Raw genomic sequence first — 26,767 nt, 5'->3', positions numbered from 1 at the left:
AGCTGAGCTACCTCGTCTTTTTTAGTCTTTATAAGATACAATGCCAATGATGGTATCCACCGCACGCTCCATAGTCTGAAGGCTGACGTATTCAAAACGGCCATGCATATTTTCGCCGCCAGCAAAGATATTTGGAGTTGGAATTCCCATAAAGGAAATCTTAGATCCATCTGTTCCACCACGAATTGGTTCGATAATAGGCGTGATCCCTAGATCTTCCATAACAGCTTTAGCAATGGTAACGGGTGTCATGTCTTTCTCGATGACTTCTTTCATATTGTAGTACTGGTCTGTCAGAGTCAAGGTCACTCGATCATTCCCAAGCTCTTGATTCATCTTGTCAGCAATGGCTTGCATAGCTTCCTTACGCGCTTCAAAGGCATCCTTTTCAAAATCGCGAATGATGTAGCTTGCACGCGCCTCCTCAACACTACCTGACACATCCATAAGATGATAGAAACCTTGGTAGCCATCTGTCAGTTCAGGTCGGTCACTCTCTGGAAGTTGATTATGAAAATCAATTGCTAACTGAAGAGCATTGACCATTTGACCTTTGGCAGTACCAGGGTGAACATTGCGCCCTTGGAAATGAAGCTCAGCAGCAGCTGCTGAGAAAGTCTCGTATTGAAGCTCCCCTAGCGGACCACCATCAACAGTATAGGCAAAGTCAACGTCAAAGTCTTCTGCATCAAACTTGTTAGCTCCAACACCGATTTCTTCATCTGGGCCAAAACCGACACGGATTTCACAGTGTTTGATTTCAGGGTGAGCAGTCAGGTATTCGATGGCAGTCATAATCTCAGCAATCCCAGACTTGTCATCAGCACCTAGCAAGGTCGTACCATCTGTTGTGATAAGCGTTTGTCCTGGATATTTCTCAAGACTCTTGAAATCAGTTGGATCTAGTTTAAAGCCAGAATCGCCTAAGGCGATAACTCTACCGTCGTAGTTTTCAATCACCTGTGGATTAACACCCTCAGCATTAAAATCAGCTGTGTCCATGTGGGAGATGAAGCCAATCTTACGTGTCAGGCTGGGATCATTAGCTGGTAAGGTACCAATGGCGAAACCATTCGGGAGGTAGTAAACATTTTGCAGACCGACACGTTTCATTTCAGGAATAAGAACATTGGTCGCAAAATCTACCTGGCTTTGCGTACTTGGAGTAGTAGTCGAGTGTTCATCAGAACGCGTATTGACCTTAACGTAGGTCAAAAACCGTTCTAAAAGGTTGGGATAAGTCATAAAAACTCCTTTAATATCATTTTTTTCATTGTATCATAGAATGGAGAGAAAGACAAAGAGAAGTAAATAAAAATAAAATGAATGAAAGCGTTTATTTATTATATATTTCATGGTAGAATGGTAATTGAAAAAAACATCACAAGGACATATCAATGAAAAAAGCAATTTTAATGATGACATTCGGTTCGCCAGAAGAGATTACCTTTGAGAGTGTGGCGGATTTTTTTACCAATATTCGTCGTGGAATCAGACCCAAGGATCACGAGATTCAGACTCTTTATGACAATTATGTTCGTATAGGTGGTACGCCCCTGCAGAGGATTACACGTGAGGAGGTCAATTTAGTCAAGGAACGTTTAGGAGAAGAGTATGGCATCTACTTTGCCAACAAATTTTCTCGGCCCTTTATTCCTGATGTGATCAAGCAGATGGAGGCTGATGGTGTTGAAGAGTGTATTTGTTTGATTTTAGAACCACATTATTCCTTCTACTCGGTTATGGGGTATGAAAAGTTTCTGGAGAGCCAGCAAATACAATTTTTAGTCATTAAGGATTGGTATCAGCAACAGTCTTTGTTGGACTTCTGGACAGATGAGATTAGCAAAATTTTACGGAACGATGTGGGAGAAGAGTCTTTTAAGGTAATTTTCTCAGCCCATAGTGTTCCAATTTTTGCCTTGGACTTTGGAGATCCTTATATCGACCAGATTTTTGATAATAGCAAGTTGATAGCAGAGCAACTCAGTCTAACAGCAGATCAGTATACCAATACTTGGCAGAGCGAGAGTGATATTGGAATCCCTTGGATTAAGCCAGATGTCTTAGAATATTTGCGAGAACAGAAACAACATCCAGAGCATTATATTTTTGTACCAATTAGCTTTATCAGTGAGCATATTGAAGTTCTTTTTGATAACGATGTAGAATGTTATGAATTATGTCGAGAATTAGGTATAACCTATCATCGACCACCTATGCCAAACACAGATTCTCGATTAATTGACGCTTTAGTTGATACTGTAAGAGCCAATGAACAAAAAGAATTTAAGGAATTTCTCCCAGAAGAAGAAACCTTTGACGAGCTAGCTCCGTCAGCCACCACTAAGGATATTATGGAGGAGACAGACGACCTCCAGATGCCAGAATTTGTGAAGAAACTGATTGAGAAAAAAGGTCGTGAAAATGTGAAGATGCCTTACTTGATTAAGAAAATGCTCGAAAAGGCTGGTAAATTGCCGAAAGAGTAAAGAAAAAGGATTTAGCATGAAGCTAGATCCTTTTATTGTCTTATTTCTTCTCAAGAAGTGCTTTGATTTCTTGAAGGACTTCAAGTTCAGTTGGAGCAGCAGGTGTATCTTCAGCTGGCTCTTCTTTCTTAGTAAGGTTTTGAGCTTTTTCAACAGCTTTGATAACGAAGAAAAGAACAGTACCAATCACTAAGAAGTTGATAACAGCACTCAAGAAGCTACCGTAACCAACACCATTCCATGAAAGTTCAGCGATGCGTTCAACGTTCGCCGCTTTCAAAGCTGGGTTCAAGATAAGTGGGGTGATGATATCGTTAACGAGTGAAGTTACGATAGCACCAAAAGCAGAGGCGATGATCACACCGACAGCGAGGTCAACGACATTACCACGAAGCAAAAATTCTTTAAGATCCTTTAACATTTTCATAAATTCCTTTCAAAAACTAATCTTAATTGTACCTGAAATACCTAAATATTGCAACCTTAATGCTTAATGACATCCATTTCATTTATAAAAAACGTATACTTTACTAAAAATATAGTTAAGAATGATAATCAAAACCTGCGCAATTAGCGTTTCGATGGCATTAACCTGATCTAGTTGATCGTTGACAAATTGCCCGATAATATCGGGATAAGATGTAACAAAGATATAAGTTAAAAGAACGTCAAGACCAAGAGTAGAGAGACGAGCTAAGAAAAACTTAGTCAGGCGAGTCGGCCAATTCCTTCTCTCTTGTTTAAAGACGATTGTATCATTTGTGATAAAAGCAAAGAGAATCCCAATGATATTTGCGAGTACGGTTGCTAGGATTTCCTGGTGACTGATATGGTAGATAAATAAACGTGATAGGATAGATACTAGAGTAGTAGCTCCACCGAAAAATAAGTAGGAGAGGATTTCGTTATCAAAGAAAGTTTTTATTAGTTTTTTCATGATTTTAGTATAGCATAAAGCTGGCTATTGTGCTATACTGGTAAGGTTGATTCAATCAACCCTTGGTGCTTAGCTTCTTTCACCAAGCATATTTTACGCGGGAAACCGCCAAAGGAGAAAACATGAAAAAATTAACTGTTCGTGACATGGCAGATATTGCTATCGTTGCTGCTATCTATGTGGTTTTGACCATTACGCCACCGTTGAATGCCATTAGCTACGGCGCCTATCAGTTCCGTATTTCAGAGATGATGAATTTCTTGGCATTTTATAACCCTAAATATATCATCGGTGTGACGATTGGATGTATGATTGCTAATTTCTTTAGCTTCGGTCTAATAGATGTCTTTGTCGGTGGGGGATCTACCCTAGTTTTCCTTAGTCTAGGTGTATGGCTATTTAGCAAGTACAAGAAAGACTATCTGTTCAATGGTTTGATTCGAAAAGATCATTTCTTCTTTTCAATCCTCTTCTCAATTTCAATGATTACCATTGCAGCTGAACTCCATATCGTTGCAGAGGCTCCATTCTTCTTTACATGGTTCTCTACGGGAATTGGTGAGTTTGCATCACTTATCGTAGGTGCGATTTTGATCAATAAACTGGGACAGCGAATCGACCTTACAAAATAAGAAGTTTATAAGCTAGATTCTTGCTAAATCTAGCTTTTTTCATTCTATAAAATTAAAAGAGAGCGCTTGACAAGAGCATAGAACTATAGTATACTTTTTAGGTAAGCTGATTTAGCTCAGTTGGCAGAGCGCATCCATGGTAAGGATGAGGTCGCCGGTTCAATCCCGGCAATTAGCATGATAGAAACAAAATAACCTTGGGAGACCAAGGTTTTTCTTATACTTCTGTGAAAATGAAGCTAAAGAGTTTTGACAGTTGACAAAAGTAACTCTATCTAGTAGAATAGTAGTTGCGATGAGTCGATAGGTAGTCTTCGGACTACTATTGAGCATAAGGAGGTCATAACGCAGGAGCGGACCTTGATGAGTTGTGTGAACCTGCTCATCACATGAAGATGCCTCTTAGTCCCTGGTCATTCGACTAGGGATTTTTAATTTTCAGAAAATAGAACCCAAAAATACTTTTCAATTTCTGGAAAAAGTAGTATAATACATCTATTATAGAAATTTTTAGAAAATTCCGAAAGAGGTTAGTTATGGGATATACAGTTGCTGTAGTCGGCGCGACAGGTGCTGTCGGAGCTCAGATGATAAAAATGTTGGAAGAATCAACACTTCCAATCGATAAAATCCGTTACCTTGCTTCTGCACGTTCAGCAGGCAAGACTTTGAAATTTAAAGACCAAGATATTACGATTGAAGAAACGACTGAAACTGCTTTTGAAGGTGTTGATATTGCTCTCTTCTCAGCGGGCGGTTCGACATCAGCTAAGTATGCACCATATGCAGTTCAAGCTGGAGCGGTAGTAGTAGATAACACATCTTATTTCCGCCAAAATCCAGATGTACCATTGGTGGTTCCAGAGGTCAATGCACATGCCTTGGATGCCCACAATGGAATCATTGCCTGCCCTAACTGTTCGACAATCCAAATGATGGTGGCGCTTGAGCCTGTTCGTCAAAAATGGGGCTTGGACCGTATCATCGTTTCAACTTACCAGGCTGTTTCAGGTGCAGGTATGGGTGCGATTCTTGAAACACAACGTGAACTTCGTGAAGTCTTGAATGATGGTGTGAATCCACGTGATTTGCATGCGGAAATCTTGCCTTCAGGTGGTGACAAGAAACACTATCCAATCGCTTTTAACGCTCTTCCGCAAATCGATGTCTTTACTGACAATGATTACACTTATGAAGAGATGAAGATGACCAAGGAAACGAAGAAAATCATGGAAGATGACAGCATTGCAGTATCTGCAACCTGTGTACGTATTCCAGTCTTGTCAGCTCACTCTGAGTCTGTTTACATCGAAACAAAAGAAGTGGCTCCAATCGAAGAAGTGAAAGCAGCCATCGCAGCCTTCCCTGGTGCAGTTCTTGAAGATGATGTAGCTCATCAAATCTATCCTCAAGCCATCAATGCTGTTGGCTCACGTGATACCTTTGTTGGTCGTATCCGTAAAGACTTGGATGCCGAGAAAGGAATTCATATGTGGGTTGTGTCAGATAACCTTCTCAAAGGTGCTGCTTGGAACTCTGTACAGATCGCAGAAACGCTTCATGAGCGTGGTTTGGTCCGTCCAACAGCTGAGCTGAAATTTGAATTGAAATAATGGTTTAGGAGTTCGAATGAACTCCTTCTTTGAAATAGAGAGGTGTTTCTCATGTCTTACCAAGATTTAAAAGAGTGTAAAATCATCACGGCCTTCATTACCCCTTTCCATGAGGACGGTTCCATCAACTTTGATGCCATTCCTGCCTTGATTGAGCATTTGTTGGCCCATCATACAGATGGTATTCTGCTAGCTGGGACTACCGCAGAGAGTCCGACCTTGACCCACGATGAAGAGTTGGAATTGTTTGCGGCTGTTCAGAAGGTTGTCAATGGACGCGTTCCTTTGATTGCGGGTGTAGGTACCAATGACACACGTGACTCGATTGAGTTTGTCAAAGAAGTAGCAGAATTTGGTGGTTTCGCAGCTGGACTTGCTATCGTACCTTACTACAATAAACCTTCTCAAGAAGGGATGTACCAGCACTTTAAAGCTATTGCAGATGCTTCTGATTTACCCATTATCATCTATAACATTCCAGGGCGTGTAGTAGTCGAATTGACTCCAGAAACCATGCTTCGCTTGGCTGACCATCCAAATATCATTGGTGTCAAAGAATGTACCAGCTTGGCCAATATGGCTTACTTGATTGAGCACAAGCCAGAAGAGTTCTTGATCTATACTGGTGAAGATGGTGATGCCTTCCATGCCATGAATCTTGGTGCGGATGGGGTTATTTCTGTCGCCTCTCATACAAACGGGGATGAGATGCACGAGATGTTTACTGCCATTGCAGAAAGCGATATGAAGAAGGCTGCAGCTATTCAGCGTAAATTCATTCCTAAGGTCAATGCGCTCTTCTCTTATCCAAGTCCTGCTCCTGTTAAAGCAGTACTTAACTACATGGGATTTGATGCTGGACCAACTCGTTTGCCATTAGTTCCAGCACCAGAAGAAGATGCCAAACGCATTATCAAGGTCGTTATTGACGGCGACTATGAGGCAACAAAGGCAACTGTAACAGGTGTCTTAAGACCAGATTACTAATAAAGACTATAAAATCCATGACCAAATGATCATGGATTTTTCTTATTTTCCTAAACAGAATTGGCTAAAGAGTTGTGTAATGAGTTCATCAGGAGCAGCATCCCCAGTGATTTCTCCGAGAATTTCCCAAGTACGAGTCAAGTCAACTTGAAGCAAATCAACTGGCATCCCCAGTTCAAGACCTTCGTTAACAGCTTGTAGGCTTTCAACTGCTTTTTCAATCAAGGAAATATGACGGGCATTAGACAGGTAAGTGGCATCTTGCTCGACCAAACCAGCATTTTCAAAGAAGAGGTTATTGATACGCTCTTCAATCTTATCGATGTTTTGGTTTTTAAGGACTGAAATGCGAATGACATCTTCTGGTAGTTCCGAAGTTTCAATTGCTTCAGGAAGATCAGTTTTATTAAGTAGAATAATGCGGTTGGTATCTTGGCTGATTTCTAAGAGTTGGCGATCTTGGGCGGTCAGTGGTTCACTGGCATTTAATACTAGTAGTACCAAGTCAGCTTCCTTGAGGGCTTTTCTAGAACGTTCGACACCGATTTGTTCCACGATATCATCTGTTTCCCGTATACCGGCTGTATCAATCAATTTGAGAGGAACCCCGTTAATGTTGACGTATTCTTCGATAACATCTCGGGTAGTACCAGCAATATCTGTAACGATGGCCTTGTCCTCACGCAAGAGGTTGTTGAGGAGGCTGGATTTTCCAACGTTGGGACGTCCGATGATAGCAGTTGAAATTCCCTCACGAAGGATTTTACCACGACGAGCTGTTCTAAGGAGATTGGTTAGCAATTGTTCAAACTCCATAGTCTTCTCGCGGACAACAGCAGTAGTAGCTTCCTCAACATCATCATACTCAGGGTAGTCGATATTGACCTCTACTTGGGCAAGCGTATTGAGGATTTCTTGGCGAGTATTATTAATGAGGTCAGAAAGGGAACCATCTAGTTGTTTGACAGCAATGTTCATAGCCTTGTCTGTCTTGGCACGGATGATGTCCATCACCGCCTCAGCCTGTGTCAAGTCCACGCGACCGTTTAGAAAGGCGCGCTTGGTAAATTCACCAGGTTCTGCCAACCGAGCACCTTCACGGATAGCTAACTGGAGAATTTCATTGGTTACTGCAATCCCACCGTGGGTGTTAATCTCGATAATATCTTCACGAGTGAAGGTTTTTGGAGACTTCATAGCCCCAACCATAACCTCGTCCATAACCTTACCAGTTTGAGGGTCAACGATATGTCCGTAGTTGAGAGTATGGCTTGCAACCTTGCTCAAGTCTTTTCCTTTGAAAATCTTTTGCGCAATAGCAAAACTGTCAGTTCCACTCAGGCGGACAATACCAATGGCCCCTTCACCTAGTGGAGTAGAGATAGCAGCGATGGTATCAAATTCACGTGTAATCATACTATTTCCTTTTGTATTTCTTTTCTTAGGATAGGTATCCAAGCATCTCTTCAAATTGTAACAAAATTAGACTATTTCTTCAATGGATGCTACTTGGAGATTGAAAAAGCCTAAGCAATTCTGCTTAAGCTGGTTTATTTGGTGCGCATTTCACCCTGAGGGAAATAAGTTCCCTCTGGCATGTCGTTGATGATGACATGAACAGCAGACTGAGGTGCTCCAGTGTTACGAACAACAGCTTCCGTTACTTCCTTAGCAAGAGCTTTCTTTTGCTCGAGCGTGCGACCTTCAAATAAATCGATGCGTACAAATGGCATAATAGCTTCCTCCACTAGTTTTTGATTTCTTCTATTTTACCACATTTTGCCGTTTAAAGCTTCAGAAAATTATGATATACTAGAATGTAGTAAAAATTTAGAAATGGACGTGAAGCAAGAAACATGGCACAGTTGTATTATCGTTATGGGACCATGAACTCTGGTAAGACGATTGAGATTCTCAAGGTGGCCTATAACTATGAGGAGCAAGGTAAAGGAGTTGTGATTATGACTTCGGCTCTGGATACGCGTGACGGTGTTGGCTATGTATCGAGTCGGATTGGCATGAAACGCCCAGCTATTGCGATTGAGGAAACGACGGATATCTTTGGCTATATCCGAGACTTATCTGAGAAACCATATTGTGTGCTAGTCGATGAGGCTCAATTTCTCAAGCGTCACCACGTTTACGATCTAGCTCGTGTTGTTGATGAGTTAGACATACCTGTCATGGCTTTTGGTTTGAAAAATGACTTTCGCAATGAATTGTTCGAAGGTTCCAAATACCTCTTGCTCTTAGCAGACAAGATTGAAGAAATAAAGACCATCTGTCAGTACTGTAAGAAAAAGGCGACTATGGTATTGCGTACGCATGATGGTGTGCCAGTCTATGATGGCGAACAAATTCAGATCGGTGGAAATGAAACCTATATCTCAGTCTGCCGTAAACATTATTTTGCCCCTGAAATCAATAAGGAGAATGAAGAAAAATGAACATCTATGATCAACTACAAGCTGTAGAAGACCGTTATGAAGAATTAGGAGAGTTGCTTAGTGACCCAGATGTCGTCTCAGACACCAAGCGTTTCATGGAGCTTTCAAAAGAAGAAGCTTCCACTCGTGACACCGTAACAGCCTACCGTGAATACAAACAGGTCCTTCAAAACATCATCGATGCCGAAGAAATGATTAAGGAATCAGGTGGAGATGCGGACTTGGAAGAAATGGCCAAGCAAGAGCTCAAAGATGCCAAGGCTGAAAAAGAAGAGTATGAAGAAAAATTGAAAATTTTGCTCCTTCCAAAGGATCCAAACGATGACAAGAACATCATCCTTGAAATCCGTGGAGCAGCTGGTGGAGATGAAGCAGCACTTTTCGCTGGGGATTTGCTAACCATGTACCAAAAGTATGCGGAAGCCCAAGGATGGCGCTTTGAAGTCATGGAGGCTTCTATGAATGGTGTCGGTGGTTTCAAAGAAGTGGTTGCTATGGTATCAGGTCAGTCAGTTTACTCTAAACTTAAGTATGAATCTGGTGCCCACCGTGTGCAACGTGTCCCTGTGACAGAAAGCCAAGGGCGTGTTCATACCTCGACAGCGACTGTCCTTGTCATGCCTGAAGTGGAAGAAGTTGAGTACGACATTGATCCAAAAGACCTTCGTGTTGACATCTACCACGCATCTGGTGCGGGTGGACAGAACGTCAACAAGGTTGCGACTGCCGTTCGTATCGTTCACTTGCCAACCAATATCAAGGTTGAGATGCAGGAAGAACGGACCCAGCAGAAGAACCGTGAAAAGGCTATGAAGATCATCCGTGCGCGTGTTGCTGACCACTTTGCGCAGATTGCCCAAGATGAACAAGACGCTGAGCGTAAGTCTACTATCGGTACTGGTGACCGTTCAGAACGTATCCGTACTTACAATTTCCCACAAAACCGTGTCACAGACCACCGTATCGGCTTGACCCTTCAAAAACTAGATACCATCTTGTCTGGTAAATTGGACGAAGTTGTAGATGCCTTGGTACTCTATGACCAAACGCAAAAATTAGAAGAATTAAACAAATAATGAAATTAGCTCAATTATTTTCAGATTTTGAAGAAGAGTTGATAAGACAAGGAGAGGAAGCAGAAAGCCTCTCTTTTGTCTATCGTAGCTTAAAAAATCTCTCTTTTACGGACTTTGTCTTTGCCCTTCAGCAAGAGGTAACAGAGGAAGAAAGACAATTTGTAGAAGAGATTTACCAGCAGTTAGCAGCTCACAAACCAGCTCAGTATATCATTGGTCACGCAGATTTCTTTAGAATGCAGTTAAAAGTAGATGAGCGGGTTTTGATTCCTCGTCCGGAAACAGAGGAGTTGGTAGAACTAATCTTGGCAGAAAATCCTGAGACGAATCTTTCAGTACTTGATATCGGTACAGGTAGCGGGGCCATTGCTATTGCTTTAGCAAAAAATAGACCAGATTGGTCAGTTGCGGCAGCAGATATTTCTCAAGATGCTCTAGATTTGGCATCTGAAAACGCTAAAGTTCAGAATCTCCAGATATTTTTAAAAAAATCCGATTGTTTTACAGAAATTTCTGAAAAATATGATATAATTGTATCCAATCCACCCTATATCTCTCGTGAAGATGAGTCAGAGGTTGGTTTGAATATTTTGCATTCAGAACCTCACCTAGCTCTCTTTGCAGATGAGGATGGCCTAGCTATTTACCGTAGAATTGCGGAAGATGCAAAAGACTATCTCAAAGATGGTGGTAAGATTTACCTTGAAATTGGATACAAGCAAGGTCAAAGTGTTCCTGCGCTTTTTAGGAAATATCTTCCTGAAAAACGGGTACGAACACTCAAGGACCAATTTGGTCAAGATAGGATGGTTGTAGTTGATGATGGACAGGATTAGACAAGAGTTGGAAAAGGGCGGAGCTGTTGTTTTGCCTACAGAGACAGTTTACGGTCTTTTTGCTAAGGCCTTAGATGAAAAAGCTGTCGACCATGTTTACCAACTCAAACGTCGTCCTAGAGAAAAGGCGCTCAATCTTAATGTCGCTTCTCTAGAGGACATCTTGCACTTTTCAAAGAATCAACCAACTTATCTAAAAAAGCTTGTGGAGAGCTTTTTACCAGGTCCCTTGACCATTATCCTCGAAGCCAATGACAATATTCCCTATTGGGTCAATTCTGGGCTTGCAACTGTTGGATTTCGGATGCCGAGTCACCCCATTACGCTTGATTTGATCCGAGAGACTGGTCCCTTGATTGGACCGTCTGCCAATATTTCAGGTCAGGCAAGTGGCGTGACCTTTCAGCAAATCCTTGAAGATTTTGACCAAGAGGTTCTGGGTCTGGAGGACGATGCTTTTCTAACTGGACTGGATTCAACTATTTTGGATTTGTCTGGAGATAAGGTGAAAATCTTACGCCAAGGGGCAATCAAGCGTGAAGATATTCTCGCTCAGTTGCCAGAGATTTCTTTTGAGGAGGAATGAGATGCTAAGAGATTTGCAAGAAACAGATGTGAAAGCTATATGTGAGATTAACCAAGAGACTTTGGGCTATACTTTTAGTCCAGAGGACACAGCTAGTCAACTAGCTAGACTATCTCAGGATTCACATCATTTCCTACTTGGTTATGAGGATGAAGCCAGCCATGTCCTACTTGGATATGTCCATGCTGAAGTTTATGAATCCCTCTATTCCAAAGCAGGATTTAATATCTTAGGCTTAGCGGTTTCACCTCAAGCACAAGGGCAAGGTATTGGTAAAAGCTTAATGCAAGGGTTGGAAGAAGAGGCAAAAAGACGGGGCTATGGGTTTATCCGCTTAAACTCTGCTGATCATCGTCTGGGTGCTCATGCATTTTATGAAAAAGTTGGTTATACTTGTGATAAAGTGCAAAAACGGTTTATTCGCATCTTTTAGTTTATTTTGTAAAAACAAACTAAAGGACCAGTCACACTATAAAGGAGAAGACCTATGATTTTTGACAAAGAAGATTTTAAAGCATACGATGCTGATCTCTGGAATGCTATTGCCAAAGAAGAAGAACGCCAACAAAACAACATTGAGTTAATTGCTTCGGAAAACGTTGTTTCCAAGGCTGTAATGGCTGCTCAAGGGTCTATCTTGACCAACAAATATGCCGAGGGTTACCCAGGCCGCCGTTATTATGGTGGAACTGATGTGGTAGATGTGGTAGAGACTCTTGCTATTGAACGCGCGAAAGAAATTTTCGGTGCTAAATTCGCCAATGTCCAACCACACTCAGGAAGCCAAGCCAACTGCGCGGCTTACATGGCCTTGATTGAGCCAGGTGATACGGTTATGGGGATGGATTTGGCAGCAGGTGGACACTTGACCCACGGAGCTTCTGTCAGTTTCTCTGGTCAAACCTACAACTTTGTTTCTTATAGTGTGGATCCTGAAACGGAACTCTTGGACTTTGATGCGATCTTAAAACAAGCCCAAGAAGTAAAACCAAAATTGATCGTAGCTGGTGCTTCAGCCTATTCTCAAATTATCGACTTTTCAAAATTCCGTGAAATTGCTGATGCTGTTGGCGCTAAGCTCATGGTAGATATGGCCCATATCGCTGGTTTGGTTGCGGCCGGTCTTCATCCAAGCCCAGTACCATACGCTCATATCACTACAACAACGACCCACAAAACCCTTCGTGGTCCTCGTGGTGGTTTAATTTTGACAAATGATGAGGAACTTGCTAAGAAAATCAACTCAGCTATTTTCCCAGGTATTCAGGGCGGTCCTTTGGAGCATGTTGTCGCTGCTAAGGCTGTATCCTTCAAAGAAGTTTTAGATCCAGCCTTCAAAGAATATGCAGCTAATGTTATCAAAAACAGCAAGGCTATGGTTGAAGTCTTCTTGCAAGACCCTGATTTCCGTATCATTTCTGGCGGGACTGAAAATCACCTCTTCCTTGTTGATGTAACTAAAGTTGTAGAAAACGGAAAAGTTGCTCAAAACTTGCTGGATGAGGTTAATATTACCCTAAATAAAAACTCAATCCCATACGAAACCTTGTCACCATTCAAGACAAGTGGTATTCGTATCGGATCTGCAGCCATCACTGCACGTGGATTTGGTGAAGAAGAAAGCCGTAAAGTTGCTGAACTCATCATTAAAACCCTTAAAAATGCAGAAAATGAAGCTGTCTTAGAAGAAGTGAGAAGTGAAGTCAAAGCGTTGACAGATGCCTTCCCACTATACGAGGACTAATACTTTTATGGACATTTATATTAAGAAAGCTATTATCCATCAGTTCAGCCCAGATGATACCGAGCTGTTTCTAGCGGATAAATTTCTCAATATCACTCCAAAAATCGAAGAATACTTGCGCAAAAAAATCGAACGTGTGTATTCAGATGAAGCCAAGACTGGGATTTTCGAAGAAGAAAATCCCTTCTTCAATCACATCACGGATGATTTGTTGGAGACATCAGTAACACTGGCTAATCTTTGGAAAGAGGAGTTTAGCATTTCTGAAAATCTCAAGACCAATGACTTGGTTTTTGTTCAGTTTTCTAAAGAAGGCGTAGAACATTTCGCTTTCTTGCGAATTGCTCTACGTGAGACCTTGACCCACCTCGGTGGGGAAGTTGATAATCCAATCAAGCTGACTCAGAATAACCTGCCTGGATTTGGAACGGGAGCTGATGAGGCTTTGGTGGTCAATCTTCAAAGTCGCAAGTACCATCTCATCGAAAAACGAATCAAGTATAATGGAACTTTCTTGAATTATTTTTCAGATAATCTCTTAAGCGTTGCACCTAAGATTTCACCAAAAAAATCCATCAAGGAACTGGAAAAAACAGCCCAGAGAATCGCAGAGTCCTTTAACACAGATGATTTTCAATTTCAATCCAAGGTTAAATCAGCGATTTTCAACAATCTTGAAGAAAGCAATGAACTGTCTCCTGAGAAATTGGCTAACGACCTTTTTGATAACAATCTGACAGCTCGTTTGAGCTTTATTGACCAAGTCAAAGAAGCTGTACCAGAACCAGTCCAGTTCGATGAAATTGATGCCAGTCGTCAGCTCAAGAAATTTGAAAACCAAAAACTTTCCTTGTCAAACGGAATCGAACTTATCGTTCCAAATAATGTTTACCAAGATGCAGAATCGGTCGAGTTTATCCAAAATGACAATGGAACCTATTCTATCTTAATCAAAAATATCGAGGATATTCAAAGTAAATAATGTTTAAATTACTACGAAGAGTGCTAGTGCTAGCAGTCTTCCTTTTCGCTGTCTATAAAGTCTATCATATCCATCAAGATGTGAAGCAAGTCATGACCTACCAACCCATGGTTCGAGAAATCCTCAGTGAAAGAGATACTCCAGCCAATGAAGAGCTTGTGCTCGCCATGATTTATACCGAAACGAAGGGAAAAGAAGGCGATGTCATGCAGTCTAGCGAGTCTGCTAGCGGTACCACAAATACTATCAATGACAATGTGACGAGCATTCGTCAGGGGATTCAGGCATTGACTGATAATCTCTACCTAGCTCAGGAAAAGGGCGTTGATGTCTGGACAGCCGTGCAAGCCTATAATTTTGGCCCCGCTTATATCGATTTTATCGCTCAAAATGGTAAGGAAAACACTCTTGCCTTGGCCAAACAATATTCTCGTGAAACCGTCGCTCCAATTCTTGGAAATACCACTGGGAAAACCTACACCTATATCAACCCGATTTCTATCTTCCACGGAGCTGAACTCTATGTAAATGGTGGAAACTATTACTATTCTAGACAGGTACAATTCAACCTTTATATCATGAAATTCTTTAATTTCTTCTAAACATCTGGTTTTGCTAGGTGTTTTTCGCTATAAGTTTTCTTTAAGATTGTTTTATTACCCTAGAAAGGTAAAGGAGGGAATATCCCATGAGAAAGAAATTCTTTCTAACAAGTGCTGCAGTATTGTGGGCCGCAACAGCTATGACGAGTGTCCACGCAGCAACAGATGTTCAAAAAGTAATCGATGAAACCTATGTACAACCCGAATATGTCCTAGGTTCTTCTCTATCTGAAGACCAGAAAAATCAAACTCTTAGCAAACTTGGCTATAATGCATCAAAAGACACCAAAGATATCAAAACTATGACACCAGATATCTACTCGAAAATCATGAATGTGGCTAATGATGCTAGTCTACAGCTCTATTCGTCAGCCAAGATTCAAAAGCTGGGGGACAAGTCGCCTCTAGAGGTCAAGATTGAAACGCCTGAAAATATCACCAAGGTGACGCAGGATATGTACCGCAACGCAGCAGTGACGCTGGGAGTGGAGCATGCCAAAATCACAGTTGCAGCTCCTATTCCAGTTACAGGAGAGAGCGCCCTAGCAGGTATTTACTACTCGTTAGAAGCTAATGGTGCTAAAGTACCGCAATCAAATAAAGCCTTGGCCCAAGAAGAGCTAAAAGCCTTATCAGATATCAATGCTGAAAACAAGGATAAATCAGGCTACGATGCCAATAAACTCAATGTCGCCTTGGCAGATATCAAGACAGGAATCGCAAAAGCAAAAGAAGCCAAAGGCAATCTGACAGAAGAAGATGTCCGCAAAATTGTTGAAGACACACTAAAAAACTACAAACTCGATCAGGTTATAACAGGAAACCAGGTCAATATCATCATCAATTTTGCGCTCAACCTCTCAAAGAGTGACATTTTGAACAATACTGATTTCACTAAAACCCTAAATGACCTCAAGGAAAGTATTGTATCCCAAGCTGGAGATAGCTTTAAAAATATCAACCTCAACTTTGATGCCAATAAAGCACTAGAAGACGGGGGCAACTTTTTTACCTCCCTATGGCAAGCTATTGTCAACTTCTTCAAGAGTTTTGGTGCTTAGGTCATTTCATGATATAATAGATGGTAACAGAAATGTTGCCGTCTTTTTTGTCGGCCGATAGAAAGTGAAAAATATGTTAAAGAAAAATGATATTGTAGAAGTTGAAATTGTTGATTTGACCCATGAAGGGGCTGGGGTCGCCAAGATAGAAGGTTTGGTTTTCTTTGTAGAAAATGCTCTACCAACTGAGAAAATCCTCATGCGAGTCCTTAAAGTCAATAAAAAGATTGGCTTTGGGAAGGTTGAAGAATACCTTACACATTCTCCACATCGTAACCAAGACCTTGACCTTGCTTATCTACGCTCAGGTATTGCTGACTTGGGGCATCTTGCATATCCAGAGCAGCTTAAGTTTAAAACTAAGCAAGTCAAAGACAGTCTCTACAAGATTGCTGGTATTACAGATGTAGAGGTTGCTGAAACGCTTGGTATGGAACATCCAGTCAAGTATCGCAATAAGGCGCAGGTGCCTGTTCGTCGAGTGAATGGTGTCTTGGAAACTGGCTTTTTCCGTAAGAATTCTCATGATCTCATGCCTCTAGAAGATTTCTTTATCCAAGATCCGGTGATTGACCAAGTTGTAGTAGCCCTTCGAGACCTGCTCCGTCGTTTTGATTTAAAACCTTATGACGAAAAGGAACAGTCTGGCTTGATTCGGAACCTTGTGGTGCGACGAGGCCACTATTCAGGACAAATCATGGTTATTTTGGTAACCACTCGTCCTAAAGTTTTCCGAGTTGACCAATTGATTGAACAAGTCATCAAGCAGTTCCCAGAGATTGTCTCTGTCATGCAAAATATCAACGACCGAAATACCAATGCGATTTTTGGCAAGGAGTGGAAGACTCTTTATGGTCAAGACTACATTACTGATCAGATGCTGGGAAATGACTTCCAAATATCTGGACCAGCCTTCTATCAGGTCAATACAGAAATGGCTGAAAAACTCTATCAAACAGCCATTGACTTTGCGGAGTTAAGAGAAGATGATGTGGTGATCGATGCCTATTCGGGGATTGGGACGATTGGCCTATCTGTTGCGAAACATGTTAAGGAAGTCTACGGTGTTGAAGTGATTCCAGAAGCGGTTGAGAATAGCAAAAAGAATGCTGCATTAAACAATATTACAAATGCTCACTATGTCTGTGACACAGCTGAAAATGCCATGAAGAACTGGCTCAAGGAAGGTATCCAACCAACCGTCATCTTGGTTGACCCACCACGCAAGGGCTTGACCGAGAGCTTTATCAAAGCAAGCGCTCAAACAGGAGCAGACCGCATTGCCTATATTTCCTGCAATGTCGCAACCATGGCGCGTGACATCAAACTCTATCAAGAGTTAGGATATGAACTGAAGAAAGTACAACCAGTGGACTTGTTTCCGCAAACGCACCATGTCGAGTGTGTAAGTTTGTTAGTGAAACGTGGCTAATCCTCAAAAGGTTCACTGAACATTTTGAGTCCCGCAGACGCATCATGCGGAGGCGGTATCACTGCTTGTACAAGCTGATTAAACATGGGTGTAGCTAGTGAAAGTCCTACAGTGAGGAGTTTAAACATGAAATTCCATGAATTTGGTGATAAGAATTTGCCTCCTATTTTACTGATACATGGTGGTGGCAGTTCTTGGTGGAATTATCTTCGTCAAGCACGAATCTTGTCAAAAGAATACCGTATTATTCTACCCACTTTGAATGGCCACGGCGAGGAATATCAACTTGATTATGTTTCTACTGAAGATTCTGCTTTGGAGATTCTAGACTATATCAAAGCAAACTGTGGTGGGAAATTGTTTGCAATCGGTGGTGTTTCACTTGGTGGTCAAATTGCCATGGAGCTTTTGTCTTTAGACAGTGAAATTGCTGAGAAGGCCATCATAGATGGAAGCCTCTGTATTCCTCAACCAAGTTTAGCTAAAATCAGCATCTTTCTAGTGTCTCTATTTGGTAAACTGATGTTCAATAAATTCTCTTGCAAACTTCAGTTAAGCATGATGAACAAACTCTATCCTAAACTGGCTTATCCAGAGGAAATAAAAGCTTATTATTTGGAAGATTTGCCAAGGACGCCTGTCAAAACATTGGTGACAATTTACAAAAACTATATGGGATGTTACAAGCTGAAAGATATGATTTCTGCTAGCAAGGCTCAGGTTCTGTATATCTATGGTGAAAAAGAATTGAACTGTGTGAAAGAATCAGCGAAATTATTTCATCAGCTACATTCAAATACAATTTTGTATGAAGCAAAGGGGTATAACCACGGTTATTTATCAGCTTACCTGCCTCAAGAGTGGATTAATTTGGTGGGGCCATTTTTAAAGAGCGATTCATTGGAAATTTGTAATGAATCTGATATATCATAAGGAGGAATCTGATGCTAGGAGCAATTGTGGGAGATATTGTGGGTTCAGTTTATGAATGGAACAATATTAAAACGAAGGATTTTCCTTTATTTCGTGAGGATTGTTTTTTCACAGATGATACGGTAAGTCCGAACCGCTGAGTGTATGAGCTTGTTAGAGAAACGGAACTATTCCTCAAAATAATGAAACTAAAACTCCATTATTTTGAGATGACAACCTAAATTGGTTTTAAGGAGGAGAAATATTGATAGAGAGCAGACCTGAGTTTGATACAATCACGTCCTTTGATGAGTTCAATAAATACTATTGGTATCGAGATGAACTTTCACAGATATGCAAGTCATTAGGACTTGAATATAGAGGTATTAAACAAGAACTCAATCATATTATTGAGCAGTACTTTAAGGGGAATTTGATTAAAAAATCATCAATAAAAAGAAAAAAGAAACGAGTAGAAATTGTTACCTTAGATACGCCCTTACTTGAATGTGGATTCTCCTTTAATGCACACTTTAGAGAATATTTCTCAACTTTAACAGGTGTTTCGCCCTTTAAATTTACTGCCGATATGGCGACTTCTTGGAGAAAAGTAAAAAGAGAAAATGATTTGAGTTTTACAATCCAAGATATGCTAAAAGTTTATTATGGAAATTCAGATTATGCTAAGTATGACCATTCGGTTTGTCAATGGAATCAGTTTTTAAAGGACTTTTGTGAAGATGAAAATAGTCGTAACTACTCAAACAAGTTAAAAGTGGCATCTGTTCTTTGGAAAGAAGTTAGAAATTCAAGTAATGAAAAAATTTATTCAAAGAATCTTTTGACCGAATATGCTGATAAAATAAAAGAGTATGGCGAGGTAGTTAAATAGAAGTGACTTGCTTTTGATAATCTGAATTTTAAACTAGCTATTATACATTAATGCCCAGTACGTCAAAGTTCTTTTTTCTGAGTTTTCATTATATAATAGCATTATATGTAATGATAAATGTAGCTACGCTAATATTTCTATTTAAAAATTAAGGAGAAAATCAATGAAAAAAGCAATGGTAATTATCAACCCTACCTCTGGTGGGGAAAAGGCTTTGGATTATAAGGTCAAACTGGAGAATAAAGCCAAAGATTATTTTGAGCACGTGGAAACCAAAATTACTGAAAAAGCTTTAGATGCGACACATTTTGCTGAGGAGGCTTCACGTGAGAAGTACGATGCAGTGGTTGTGTTCGGTGGAGATGGGACAGTTAATGAAGTCATTTCTGGTATTGCTGAGAGAGACTACATTCCTAAGTTAGGGATTATCCCTGGCGGTACGGGTAACCTCATTACGAAACTTTTGGAAATCAATCAAGACATCGATGGCGCGATTGATGAACTCGATTTTAACTTAACCAACAAGATTGATATCGGTAAAGCGAATGATAACTATTTTGGTTATATCTTTAGTATCGGTTCTCTGCCTGAGGCGATTCACAATGTTGAAATCGAGGACAAGACAAAATTCGGTATTTTAGCCTATGCTGTAAATACCATGAAGTCTGTCATGACAGATCAGGTCTTTAACATTAAGGTTGAGACAGAAAATGGAAATTATGTCGGTGAAGCTAGTCATGTTTTGGTTCTCTTGACAAATTACTTCGCTGACAAAAAAATCTTTGAAGAAAACAAAGACGGATATGCTAATATTTTGATTCTAAAAGATGCTTCTATATTCTCTAAATTATCTGTCATTCCTGATTTACTAAAAGGAGATGTTGTCGGCAATGATAATATCGAGTATATCAGAGCGCGTAATATTAAGATCTCTTCAGATAGTGAATTGGAGTCAGATGTTGACGGCGATAAATCGGACAACCTACCTGTAGAAATCAAAGTCCTAGCTCAGCGAGTAGAAGTATTTTCAAAGCCGAAAGAGTAGAAGGTAAAAATTACTTTATTATTTACAACGAAATTAAGTTCTATATCAACGATTGGAGGAGGAATGAATTCTCTATTTGATGAATTTCGAACAATTTGTTCTCATTTAAACCAAGTCGGAATCACTCCGACGCTCATGGGGTCTTTGGGGTTTGAATACCGTTCAAATGAAGAATGGGGGCCGTCTGACATTGACATTCATGTGCCTGGCGACCCTAGAGGTTGGGAAGCACCTGATCATCTCAGAATTTATGACTGGGACAAGATAATGAAAGTGATGAAACACTTAGGCTATGGCTTAATAGATATTCATGAGCATGAATTCCAAAAGGATGGCCTGAGTGTTGAGTTTGGAAGTATCGATTCTTTACCTGATTTTGCAGGAGTTTCGGAATCGGATATAGAGCTGATTCATCACGAAAACATCACTTTTCGCGTTCCAAGTTTGGAACAATTTTTAAGTATTTACAAGGCTTCTTCCCAAGATTCCTATCGAAATAACCACAATAACAATAAGGATTTTAAAAAAATTGAGTGGCTGGAAAGACATTTGTAAATTATCATATGAAAAGTAGTAAGTTGTATGACTGGCTGCTTTTTTATTTATAGAAACAAACCGCTTGAAACTACGGACAAGCCTTGCAAATAAAATACGAAAATAGTATACTAGATTCACTAGCAATGAAAACGTTTGCGTTGAAATGATTACAGATAGTTTAGGAGAAAATGTTATGGAATTAACAGCCATTTACCACAGACCAGAGTCGGAGTATGCTTATCTTTATAAAGATAAGACAATGCACATTCGCATTCGAACGAAAAGAGGAGATATCGCAAGTATCAACTTGCATTATGGAGATCCTTTTATTTTTATAGAGGACCGTTATGAAGATAGTAAGGAGATGAGTAAAGTAACTTCTGATGCTTTGTTTGATTACTGGCAAGTGGAGATTACAGTTGGCTATGCACGACTCCAGTATCTCTTTGAACTCAAGGATAAGCAAGGTCAGATGATCTTATATGGCGATAAGGGTTGTGTTGAAAACACGCTAGAAAATCTTCATTATGAAGGAAATGGATTTAAAATTCCTTATATCCATGAGATTGATGCTTGCCATGTTCCTGACTGGGTAGCAGATACGGTATGGTACCAGATTTTCCCAGAACGCTTTGCTAATGGGAATCCTGTGATTTCTCCAGAAGGGGTGCTAGCTTGGGATTCCTCTATCAAACCAAAGACGAGCGATTTCTTTGGTGGGGATTTACAGGGGATTATTGACCATCTGGATTACTTGCAAGACTTAGGTATTACAGGTCTTTATCTCTGTCCGATTTTTGAATCCCCAAGCAATCACAAGTACAATACGACGGACTATTTCGAAATCGACCGTCATTTTGGAGACAAGGAAACCTTCCGTAAATTGGTAGATCAAGCCCATCAGAGAGGCATGAAAATCATGCTGGACGCTGTTTTCAACCATATCGGAGACCAAGCTCCACAGTGGCAGGATATTCTCAAATACGGTGAAAATTCTGTTTATAAAGACTGGTTCCATATTCAAGACTTTCCAGTCGTTAAAGAAAATCTCGTTAATAAAAGAGAATTATCCTACCATACCTTTGCCTTTGAGAGCTATATGCCTAAGCTCAATACGGCAAATCCTCAAGTGAGAGACTATTTGTTGAGCGTTGCGACCTACTGGATTGAAGAGTTTGATATCGATGCTTGGCGCTTGGATGTGGCAAATGAGGTGGACCACCAATTTTGGAGAGATTTCCGCAAGGCTGTCTTGGCTAAAAAGCCTGACCTTTATATTCTTGGAGAAGTCTGGCACACGTCTCAGCCTTGGCTAAATGGTGATGAGTTCCACGCGGTCATGAACTATCCTCTCTCTGACAGTATCAAGGATTATTTCTTGCGTGGGGTAAAGAAGACCAGTCAATTCATTGATGAGATTAATGGTCAGTCTATGTATTATAGACAGCAAATTTCGGAAGTGATGTTCAATCTCTTGGATTCGCATGATACGGAGCGCATTTTGGCTACTGCCAAGGGAGATAGCCAACTTGTTAAGTCTGCCCTAGCCTGCCTCTTTTTACAAAGAGGAACACCGTGTTTCTACTATGGAACCGAGTTAGAGTTAGACGGAGGGCCAGATCCAGATTGTCGTCGTGCTATGCCTTGGGAACGTGTTTCCGAAAGCAACGAGATGCTTAATTTCATGAAGAAATTGATTCAGATTCGCAAGAGTGTTTCAGACATTATCCAACATGGAACATATAGCCTGAAAGAAATCAAGCCTGATGTGCTAGCTCTAGAATGGAATTATGATGGACAAAAAATCCAAGCTATTTTTAACCAATCAGCAGAAAATTATCTTGTAGATAGTGATTCTGTAGTACTAGCAAGTCATTGCCAAGAATTGGAGCAACAACTGGTGATTTTGCCAAAAGGATTTGTCATTGAATAAAAAATGTAATCAAAAAGACTGTAATGATGGGCAACCATTCGTTCCAGTCTTTTTCCTATTTATGTAGTATAATATAGCTAAGTCCCAGATTACTCCATAAGTGATTAGTGAATGGTGTTTACAAAGAAATGGAGACTTGTAGTCTAGAAGGAGATTTGCATGAAACGAACGAAAAAAGTAGTTGCCTTGGGACTGTGCTTACCCTTATTACTTGGATTGGCTGCTTGTCACCAAAATAATACGAGGACTGAAGCTACAAATCAGACACAGACCAGCTCAGATAAAGTTCCTTGGACGGCTTCATATACCAATCTAAACAATCAGGTCATTACCGAAGAGGTCAAATCTCTCTTATCAGCTCACTTGGGTCCAAATAGTGTTGATGAATTTTTCAATCTTGTTACAGACTATAATACGACTGTCGGCTCCACTGGTTTAAGTGGTGATTTTACTTCCTTTACAAAAACAGAATACGATGTAGAGAAAATCAGTAATCTTTGGAAACAAAAAAAGGGTGATTTTGTCGGGACAAACTGTCGTATCAATAGCTATGCGCTCTTAAAAAATTCAGTCACAATCCCAAAACTTGAAAAGAATGATCAGCTTCTTTTCGTGGATAACGACGCTATCGATAAGGGAAAGCTATTTGATGCGAAAGATAAGGAAGAGTTTGATATTCTATTTTCTAGGGTGGAGACGGAAGCAACGACAGATGTAAAAATTCACGCGCAGAAGATGGAGAAATTCTTTTCCCAGTTTCAATTTAATGACAAGGCTCGAATGCTGTCTGTTGTGTTACATGATAATTTGGACGGAGAGTTTCTTTTTGTTGGGCATGTTGGTGTTTTAGTTCCAGCTGATGATGGTTTTTTATTTGTAGAGAAATTGACTTTTGAAGAGCCTTATCAAGCTATTAAGTTTGCGAGTAAGGAAGATTGTTACAAATATTTGGCTACCAAGTATGCGGATTACACAGGTGACGGACTAGCTAAGCCTTTCATCATGGATAATGAAAAGTGGGTTGAAGGTTATTAAGGTAGGCAAGGGAGAAGAAATATGGGGACAGTAATAGCGTTTTAGTTCTTATTCTTATCGAATTCTTGGCTGTAAACATTAGTCTGTGAAGCAACAGAAGATGAGAAGTAGAATTTTTTGTGACATATCTACAACAACAATTGCTTTTTAAGACCTCAATATTAAATGTCATTAACATAATATAAATTGAGTGTTATTCTTAATTTAGCATATTCTATATAAAATATTTTGAAAGGAAATTATATGTACAATTCATTTTCTGATATTCCAACTGTAAAAGACGAATTTATGATTGACAAATACATTCTTGGGTTATCAAATTTTATTACTGGATGCGAAACTCCTTTAACACTAGCTATTCAAGGCGATTGGGGAACCGGAAAAACCAGCATCATGTATCAAGTTGAAGAAAAACTTAAAGAAAAATCGTCAAGTAATTCAAAAAGAAAAATTAAAACAATATTTTTTAATACTTGGCAATATTCACAATTTGATATGGATAAGGATTTAGCAGTCACGTTAATTACAGATTTAATTGATGAATTAGAAGTAACTGATGTAGATAAAAGAGAGAACTTTAAAAAATCTTTGGCAGTTATTACAAAAAGTATGGAATATCTAAAACTAGATTTTGGTCTCTTAAACATTGAAAAAATTAATAATCAACTTCTAAAATTAATAAGCAATGAGGAAAAAGCTAATAATTTAAAAAATCTGAAACAAAATCTACAAAGTATCATTGATGACTTTGTTAAAGAAAATAATTATGAAAAGATAGTAATTTTCATTGATGACCTTGACAGATTGGTTCCAAAAAAAGCGATTGAATTCCTAGAAATTTTAAAACTTTTCTTAGATTGCAGAAATTGTGTCTTTGTTTTAGCTATTGATTATAATGTTGTTTTAAGAGGAACAAAAAGTAAGTATGGTGATGATTTGGACAACGAAAAAGGAAAAGCTTTTTTTGAGAAAATAATTCAAGTGCCTTTTACTGTACCTGTTGCAAATTATCATATGGAGAACTTTGTTAAAGTCTCTTTGAAAAAAATTAATTTTTATTTTAATGATGACGTTACACAGAATGTAACTCAATTAATTAGAGACTCAATCGGAAATAATCCTCGCAGTGTTAACAGATTATTCAATTCTGTTAGCCTTTTAATGCATATTATAAATTCAAATAATGAGTTAGAAAATGATGACAAATTACTAATCATAGCTACAGTATGTTTTCAATTACGATTTGATGAAGCTTATGACTATTTATTGACTTCATATAACAATAGTCCAGAAGATTCTGAAGAAACCAAATATTTTCTCATTGATTTACTTGAAAATTCATTTGAAATACCTGACGATGCCGATTATAATTCTCTTGTGTCTCGCTATGGTATCTTTAGTTTTAAAAATCAAAAAGAGTTAGAATCTTTCAGAAAATTTTTTAATACTTTAAAATTATTGCTTAAATATAATGTTGATAAATTAGAAGTTGAAGAGTTAGAAAATTTGATGAAAAGAATGAGCTTTTCAAATACAATTTCAACCGGAAACTTCGATATAGATATAAATAAAACCTCAACTCAAAATCATTCACCGAATGAAGATGTTCAATTCGTTATTCGCAAATTATTTAATACACTGGTTAATACTAATCATTTCGACCTTTCGAAACCAGAGTATTTTGGAAAAGAGAGGAAGGAAGAACGCGAAAAGCCAATTTCATTAGATTTTATAAAGATAGCTAATGAATATAATATAGTTCGATTAACACAAGGAAAAGGACAAGGATTAAATATTTACTCTCAAAATAATAAATCGAACTCAATTTATATATCAGGTGATACTTATGGAAATATAAATAATGATGGTATACAAATCTATGTTAATAAGAAACTAGTAGGAAAGATTAATAGAAACACCTATAAACATTTTAAAGCTAAAACGTTACGACAGAATCTCCAAAAATATGACGAATTTGAAAAAACTTTTTTAAGTGATTTTTCAAGTCTCTTAGAGGATGCAAAAAAATATTTTTAACTTTTTTAGTGCTTTTTGATTTCACTAGTTGACTAAGCAATGCAATCTCATCATTGCGCATATTTTACAAAGTTTATTATTTGTAGTTTCTCTAATATTGGTATATAATTTAATATAGAGTGATTTCTAGATAGGAGAGGGATAATGGAATTAAAAGATTTTACTGAAAAAGAACAGGACATGATAAAGCAGGGACTGACAACATCTGAAATTAGCGATAAGGAAACCGCTGCGAAAATCCTTGCCTTAGTGCCTCAGGAATGGATCAAACGCATTCCCTTTTTCGTGCGAAAGCATGCAACGACTCGGACAATAAAGCGTATTTCTATCGAACATCCAGAGCTCTATGCAGTTGCCAAGAGAAGTGGTGAGATTCCTGAGAAGGAAAGAGAAGAATTGCGCAAAATCATTACAGATATTTTCCAGGAAAAAATGGATAAGCATAAGATTAAATAATCTTGAAAGGAACTAAAAAAATTAGTTCCTTTTATAATCGTTTTCAGTTCGTTGAACATGAACTTTTTGGTAGCAATTCAACTATTTACGAACAAAATTTAAGTAAATTCAAAAAAAGTACTTTACAAGCTCTTGTAAACATGATATAGTTATAAGGCTTAGAAAATGAGAAGATGTTTTCTAGCAAATATAAACCCGAGTAAAAAATGCCTACGGACAGGCAGGGTTGAATGCCGAAGCGTGGTTGAAAAGCCACATTATTGATAGGGTTAAAAGCCTACTTTTATAAGTTGATGTTAGGACGCTTGTCCTAATTCATAAATTTTAGTGTGGTGAAAGCACACGTCATCTTGTGAAACGATCAATAAAGTACGTAATATTTGCTACTAGAGAGTTAGGAAACATCGGGAACAGACATACTCAACAGAAACCAAAATAAACACGTCAGAAGATTGCAGAGCAGGTGAAAACCTGCTCTTTTTTCATAAGTCAA

The 26,767-nt window shown here is 39.2% G+C and carries 28 protein-coding genes, 1 tRNA gene and 1 riboswitch; of the genes, 24 read left to right on the top strand and 5 right to left on the bottom strand.

Features of this window, described 5'->3' with window-relative positions; all coding sequences use genetic code 11:
* Positions 1-21: 21 nt before the first annotated feature.
* Positions 22-1,245, bottom strand: a complete 1,224-nt coding sequence (gene pepT, locus SORDD05_RS02250) for a peptidase T (RefSeq protein ID WP_061416905.1) — start codon at positions 1,243-1,245, stop codon at positions 22-24.
* Positions 1,246-1,397: 152 nt separating this feature from the next.
* Between pepT and hemH the strand changes: the two genes are divergently transcribed.
* Positions 1,398-2,492, top strand: a complete 1,095-nt coding sequence (gene hemH, locus SORDD05_RS02245; protein ID WP_061416904.1) for a ferrochelatase — start codon at positions 1,398-1,400, stop codon at positions 2,490-2,492.
* A 40-nt stretch (positions 2,493-2,532) separates the two neighbouring features.
* Here hemH and mscL read toward each other — a convergent pair whose 3' ends face one another.
* Entirely contained in the window at positions 2,533-2,913 is a 381-nt protein-coding gene (mscL, locus tag SORDD05_RS02240) for a large conductance mechanosensitive channel protein MscL (protein WP_000910209.1), read from the bottom strand.
* An 84-nt stretch (positions 2,914-2,997) separates the two neighbouring features.
* Positions 2,998-3,429: a GtrA family protein gene (locus SORDD05_RS02235; RefSeq protein WP_061416903.1), complete on the bottom strand. Its 432-nt coding sequence runs from the start codon at positions 3,427-3,429 to the stop codon at positions 2,998-3,000.
* 28 nt (positions 3,430-3,457) lie between these two features.
* A riboswitch (PreQ1 riboswitch) is annotated at positions 3,458-3,554 on the top strand.
* Between SORDD05_RS02235 and SORDD05_RS02230 the strand changes: the two genes are divergently transcribed.
* The 4 genes from SORDD05_RS02230 (at position 3,552) to dapA (ending at position 6,661) form a co-directional block, all read left to right on the top strand.
* A complete protein-coding gene (locus SORDD05_RS02230) occupies positions 3,552-4,061 on the top strand; it encodes a QueT transporter family protein (protein ID WP_000737306.1) in 510 nt (169 codons plus the stop codon). It overlaps the preceding riboswitch by 3 nt.
* A 105-nt stretch (positions 4,062-4,166) precedes the next feature.
* A tRNA-Thr gene (locus tag SORDD05_RS02225) sits at positions 4,167-4,239 on the top strand.
* Positions 4,240-4,597: 358 nt separating this feature from the next.
* Positions 4,598-5,674: an aspartate-semialdehyde dehydrogenase gene (locus SORDD05_RS02220; RefSeq protein ID WP_000542494.1), complete on the top strand. Its 1,077-nt coding sequence runs from the start codon at positions 4,598-4,600 to the stop codon at positions 5,672-5,674.
* Positions 5,675-5,725: 51 nt separating this feature from the next.
* Positions 5,726-6,661, top strand: coding sequence for a 4-hydroxy-tetrahydrodipicolinate synthase (gene dapA / locus SORDD05_RS02215; protein ID WP_038805305.1), 936 nt, complete (start codon positions 5,726-5,728; stop codon positions 6,659-6,661).
* A 42-nt stretch (positions 6,662-6,703) separates the two neighbouring features.
* On the opposite strand, the gene mnmE is transcribed toward dapA, so the two are convergent.
* Together mnmE and SORDD05_RS02205 are read right to left on the bottom strand one after the other, a co-directional pair.
* Entirely contained in the window at positions 6,704-8,077 is a 1,374-nt protein-coding gene (gene mnmE, locus SORDD05_RS02210; protein WP_061416902.1) for a tRNA uridine-5-carboxymethylaminomethyl(34) synthesis GTPase MnmE, read from the bottom strand.
* A gap of 134 nt (positions 8,078-8,211) precedes the next feature.
* Positions 8,212-8,394 carry a 4-oxalocrotonate tautomerase gene (locus tag SORDD05_RS02205; protein ID WP_001117401.1) on the bottom strand — a complete coding sequence of 61 codons (183 nt, stop codon included), beginning with the start codon at positions 8,392-8,394 and terminating at the stop codon, positions 8,212-8,214.
* Positions 8,395-8,517: 123 nt separating this feature from the next.
* Between SORDD05_RS02205 and SORDD05_RS02200 the strand changes: the two genes are divergently transcribed.
* The 19 genes from SORDD05_RS02200 (at position 8,518) to SORDD05_RS02115 (ending at position 26,274) form a co-directional block, all read left to right on the top strand.
* Positions 8,518-9,108, top strand: a complete 591-nt coding sequence (locus tag SORDD05_RS02200; RefSeq protein WP_061416901.1) for a thymidine kinase — start codon at positions 8,518-8,520, stop codon at positions 9,106-9,108.
* Positions 9,105-10,184 carry a peptide chain release factor 1 gene (gene prfA / locus SORDD05_RS02195; protein ID WP_001028810.1) on the top strand — a complete coding sequence of 360 codons (1,080 nt, stop codon included), beginning with the start codon at positions 9,105-9,107 and terminating at the stop codon, positions 10,182-10,184. The genes SORDD05_RS02200 and prfA overlap by 4 nt, the downstream gene beginning before the upstream one ends.
* On the top strand, positions 10,184-11,020 hold the full coding sequence (gene prmC / locus SORDD05_RS02190; protein WP_061416900.1) for a peptide chain release factor N(5)-glutamine methyltransferase: 837 nt from the start codon (positions 10,184-10,186) through the stop codon (positions 11,018-11,020). Before prfA ends, prmC begins: the two co-directional genes overlap by 1 nt.
* Positions 11,004-11,606, top strand: a complete 603-nt coding sequence (locus SORDD05_RS02185) for an L-threonylcarbamoyladenylate synthase (protein ID WP_061416899.1) — start codon at positions 11,004-11,006, stop codon at positions 11,604-11,606. The genes prmC and SORDD05_RS02185 overlap by 17 nt, the downstream gene beginning before the upstream one ends.
* 1 nt (position 11,607) lies before the next feature.
* A complete protein-coding gene (locus tag SORDD05_RS02180; RefSeq protein WP_061416898.1) occupies positions 11,608-12,039 on the top strand; it encodes a GNAT family N-acetyltransferase in 432 nt (143 codons plus the stop codon).
* Between the two features lie 54 nt (positions 12,040-12,093).
* Positions 12,094-13,350: a serine hydroxymethyltransferase gene (gene glyA, locus SORDD05_RS02175; RefSeq protein WP_000575551.1), complete on the top strand. Its 1,257-nt coding sequence runs from the start codon at positions 12,094-12,096 to the stop codon at positions 13,348-13,350.
* Between the two features lie 7 nt (positions 13,351-13,357).
* A complete protein-coding gene (locus SORDD05_RS02170; protein ID WP_061416897.1) occupies positions 13,358-14,332 on the top strand; it encodes a nucleoid-associated protein in 975 nt (324 codons plus the stop codon).
* Complete coding sequence (locus SORDD05_RS02165; RefSeq protein ID WP_061416896.1) at positions 14,332-14,934, top strand: lysozyme family protein; 603 nt, start codon at positions 14,332-14,334, stop codon at positions 14,932-14,934. The genes SORDD05_RS02170 and SORDD05_RS02165 overlap by 1 nt, the downstream gene beginning before the upstream one ends.
* Before the next feature lie 86 nt (positions 14,935-15,020).
* Positions 15,021-15,995, top strand: coding sequence for a DUF1002 domain-containing protein (locus tag SORDD05_RS02160; protein WP_061416895.1), 975 nt, complete (start codon positions 15,021-15,023; stop codon positions 15,993-15,995).
* A 73-nt stretch (positions 15,996-16,068) separates the two neighbouring features.
* Positions 16,069-17,427, top strand: coding sequence for a 23S rRNA (uracil(1939)-C(5))-methyltransferase RlmD (rlmD, locus tag SORDD05_RS02155; RefSeq protein WP_061416894.1), 1,359 nt, complete (start codon positions 16,069-16,071; stop codon positions 17,425-17,427).
* Between the two features lie 126 nt (positions 17,428-17,553).
* A complete protein-coding gene (locus tag SORDD05_RS02150) occupies positions 17,554-18,360 on the top strand; it encodes an alpha/beta hydrolase (RefSeq protein ID WP_061416893.1) in 807 nt (268 codons plus the stop codon).
* 11 nt (positions 18,361-18,371) lie between these two features.
* A complete protein-coding gene (locus SORDD05_RS09770) occupies positions 18,372-18,500 on the top strand; it encodes an ADP-ribosylglycohydrolase (protein WP_080937013.1) in 129 nt (42 codons plus the stop codon).
* 104 nt (positions 18,501-18,604) lie between these two features.
* On the top strand, positions 18,605-19,231 hold the full coding sequence (locus SORDD05_RS02145) for an SAP domain-containing protein (RefSeq protein WP_061416892.1): 627 nt from the start codon (positions 18,605-18,607) through the stop codon (positions 19,229-19,231).
* Positions 19,232-19,394: 163 nt separating this feature from the next.
* On the top strand, positions 19,395-20,276 hold the full coding sequence (locus SORDD05_RS02140) for a diacylglycerol/lipid kinase family protein (RefSeq protein WP_061416891.1): 882 nt from the start codon (positions 19,395-19,397) through the stop codon (positions 20,274-20,276).
* A gap of 63 nt (positions 20,277-20,339) precedes the next feature.
* A complete protein-coding gene (locus SORDD05_RS02135) occupies positions 20,340-20,831 on the top strand; it encodes a hypothetical protein (protein ID WP_061416890.1) in 492 nt (163 codons plus the stop codon).
* Positions 20,832-21,006: 175 nt separating this feature from the next.
* Positions 21,007-22,746, top strand: a complete 1,740-nt coding sequence (locus tag SORDD05_RS02130; protein ID WP_061416889.1) for a glycoside hydrolase family 13 protein — start codon at positions 21,007-21,009, stop codon at positions 22,744-22,746.
* A 159-nt stretch (positions 22,747-22,905) separates the two neighbouring features.
* Positions 22,906-23,781, top strand: a complete 876-nt coding sequence (locus SORDD05_RS02125) for a DUF4300 family protein (RefSeq protein ID WP_061416888.1) — start codon at positions 22,906-22,908, stop codon at positions 23,779-23,781.
* A 243-nt stretch (positions 23,782-24,024) separates the two neighbouring features.
* Positions 24,025-25,818, top strand: coding sequence for a KAP family P-loop NTPase fold protein (locus SORDD05_RS02120; RefSeq protein WP_061416887.1), 1,794 nt, complete (start codon positions 24,025-24,027; stop codon positions 25,816-25,818).
* Positions 25,819-25,962: 144 nt separating this feature from the next.
* Positions 25,963-26,274, top strand: a complete 312-nt coding sequence (locus tag SORDD05_RS02115) for a hypothetical protein (RefSeq protein ID WP_061416886.1) — start codon at positions 25,963-25,965, stop codon at positions 26,272-26,274.
* Positions 26,275-26,767 lie beyond the last annotated feature (493 nt).

Source organism: Streptococcus oralis, assembly GCF_001578705.1.
Taxonomy (GTDB): Bacteria; Bacillota; Bacilli; order Lactobacillales; family Streptococcaceae; genus Streptococcus; species Streptococcus oralis_J.
Note: the sequence above shows the minus strand (reverse complement) of the source record. Positions and strands in the feature narration are given on the sequence as shown.

Bases quoted from the DNA above. Each gene is read 5' to 3' on its own strand.
- glyA (WP_000575551.1), top strand. From the start codon at position 12,094: ATGATTTTTGACAAAGAAGATTTTAAAGCATACGATGCTGATCTCTGG.
- SORDD05_RS02125 (WP_061416888.1), top strand. From the start codon at position 22,906: ATGAAACGAACGAAAAAAGTAGTTGCCTTGGGACTGTGCTTACCCTTA.
- mnmE (WP_061416902.1), bottom strand. From the start codon at position 8,077: ATGATTACACGTGAATTTGATACCATCGCTGCTATCTCTACTCCACTA.
- rlmD (WP_061416894.1), top strand. From the start codon at position 16,069: ATGTTAAAGAAAAATGATATTGTAGAAGTTGAAATTGTTGATTTGACC.
- SORDD05_RS02165 (WP_061416896.1), top strand. From the start codon at position 14,332: ATGTTTAAATTACTACGAAGAGTGCTAGTGCTAGCAGTCTTCCTTTTC.
- mscL (WP_000910209.1), bottom strand. From the start codon at position 2,913: ATGTTAAAGGATCTTAAAGAATTTTTGCTTCGTGGTAATGTCGTTGAC.
- SORDD05_RS02120 (WP_061416887.1), top strand. From the start codon at position 24,025: ATGTACAATTCATTTTCTGATATTCCAACTGTAAAAGACGAATTTATG.
- hemH (WP_061416904.1), top strand. From the start codon at position 1,398: ATGAAAAAAGCAATTTTAATGATGACATTCGGTTCGCCAGAAGAGATT.
- SORDD05_RS02200 (WP_061416901.1), top strand. From the start codon at position 8,518: ATGGCACAGTTGTATTATCGTTATGGGACCATGAACTCTGGTAAGACG.
- prfA (WP_001028810.1), top strand. From the start codon at position 9,105: ATGAACATCTATGATCAACTACAAGCTGTAGAAGACCGTTATGAAGAA.
- prmC (WP_061416900.1), top strand. From the start codon at position 10,184: ATGAAATTAGCTCAATTATTTTCAGATTTTGAAGAAGAGTTGATAAGA.
- SORDD05_RS02150 (WP_061416893.1), top strand. From the start codon at position 17,554: ATGAAATTCCATGAATTTGGTGATAAGAATTTGCCTCCTATTTTACTG.
- SORDD05_RS02130 (WP_061416889.1), top strand. From the start codon at position 21,007: ATGGAATTAACAGCCATTTACCACAGACCAGAGTCGGAGTATGCTTAT.
- SORDD05_RS02160 (WP_061416895.1), top strand. From the start codon at position 15,021: ATGAGAAAGAAATTCTTTCTAACAAGTGCTGCAGTATTGTGGGCCGCA.
- SORDD05_RS09770 (WP_080937013.1), top strand. From the start codon at position 18,372: ATGCTAGGAGCAATTGTGGGAGATATTGTGGGTTCAGTTTATGAATGG.
- SORDD05_RS02170 (WP_061416897.1), top strand. From the start codon at position 13,358: ATGGACATTTATATTAAGAAAGCTATTATCCATCAGTTCAGCCCAGAT.
- pepT (WP_061416905.1), bottom strand. From the start codon at position 1,245: ATGACTTATCCCAACCTTTTAGAACGGTTTTTGACCTACGTTAAGGTC.
- SORDD05_RS02205 (WP_001117401.1), bottom strand. From the start codon at position 8,394: ATGCCATTTGTACGCATCGATTTATTTGAAGGTCGCACGCTCGAGCAA.
- SORDD05_RS02140 (WP_061416891.1), top strand. From the start codon at position 19,395: ATGAAAAAAGCAATGGTAATTATCAACCCTACCTCTGGTGGGGAAAAG.
- SORDD05_RS02115 (WP_061416886.1), top strand. From the start codon at position 25,963: ATGGAATTAAAAGATTTTACTGAAAAAGAACAGGACATGATAAAGCAG.
- SORDD05_RS02135 (WP_061416890.1), top strand. From the start codon at position 20,340: ATGAATTCTCTATTTGATGAATTTCGAACAATTTGTTCTCATTTAAAC.
- SORDD05_RS02235 (WP_061416903.1), bottom strand. From the start codon at position 3,429: ATGAAAAAACTAATAAAAACTTTCTTTGATAACGAAATCCTCTCCTAC.
- SORDD05_RS02185 (WP_061416899.1), top strand. From the start codon at position 11,004: ATGATGGACAGGATTAGACAAGAGTTGGAAAAGGGCGGAGCTGTTGTT.
- SORDD05_RS02230 (WP_000737306.1), top strand. From the start codon at position 3,552: ATGAAAAAATTAACTGTTCGTGACATGGCAGATATTGCTATCGTTGCT.
- dapA (WP_038805305.1), top strand. From the start codon at position 5,726: ATGTCTTACCAAGATTTAAAAGAGTGTAAAATCATCACGGCCTTCATT.
- SORDD05_RS02220 (WP_000542494.1), top strand. From the start codon at position 4,598: ATGGGATATACAGTTGCTGTAGTCGGCGCGACAGGTGCTGTCGGAGCT.
- SORDD05_RS02180 (WP_061416898.1), top strand. From the start codon at position 11,608: ATGCTAAGAGATTTGCAAGAAACAGATGTGAAAGCTATATGTGAGATT.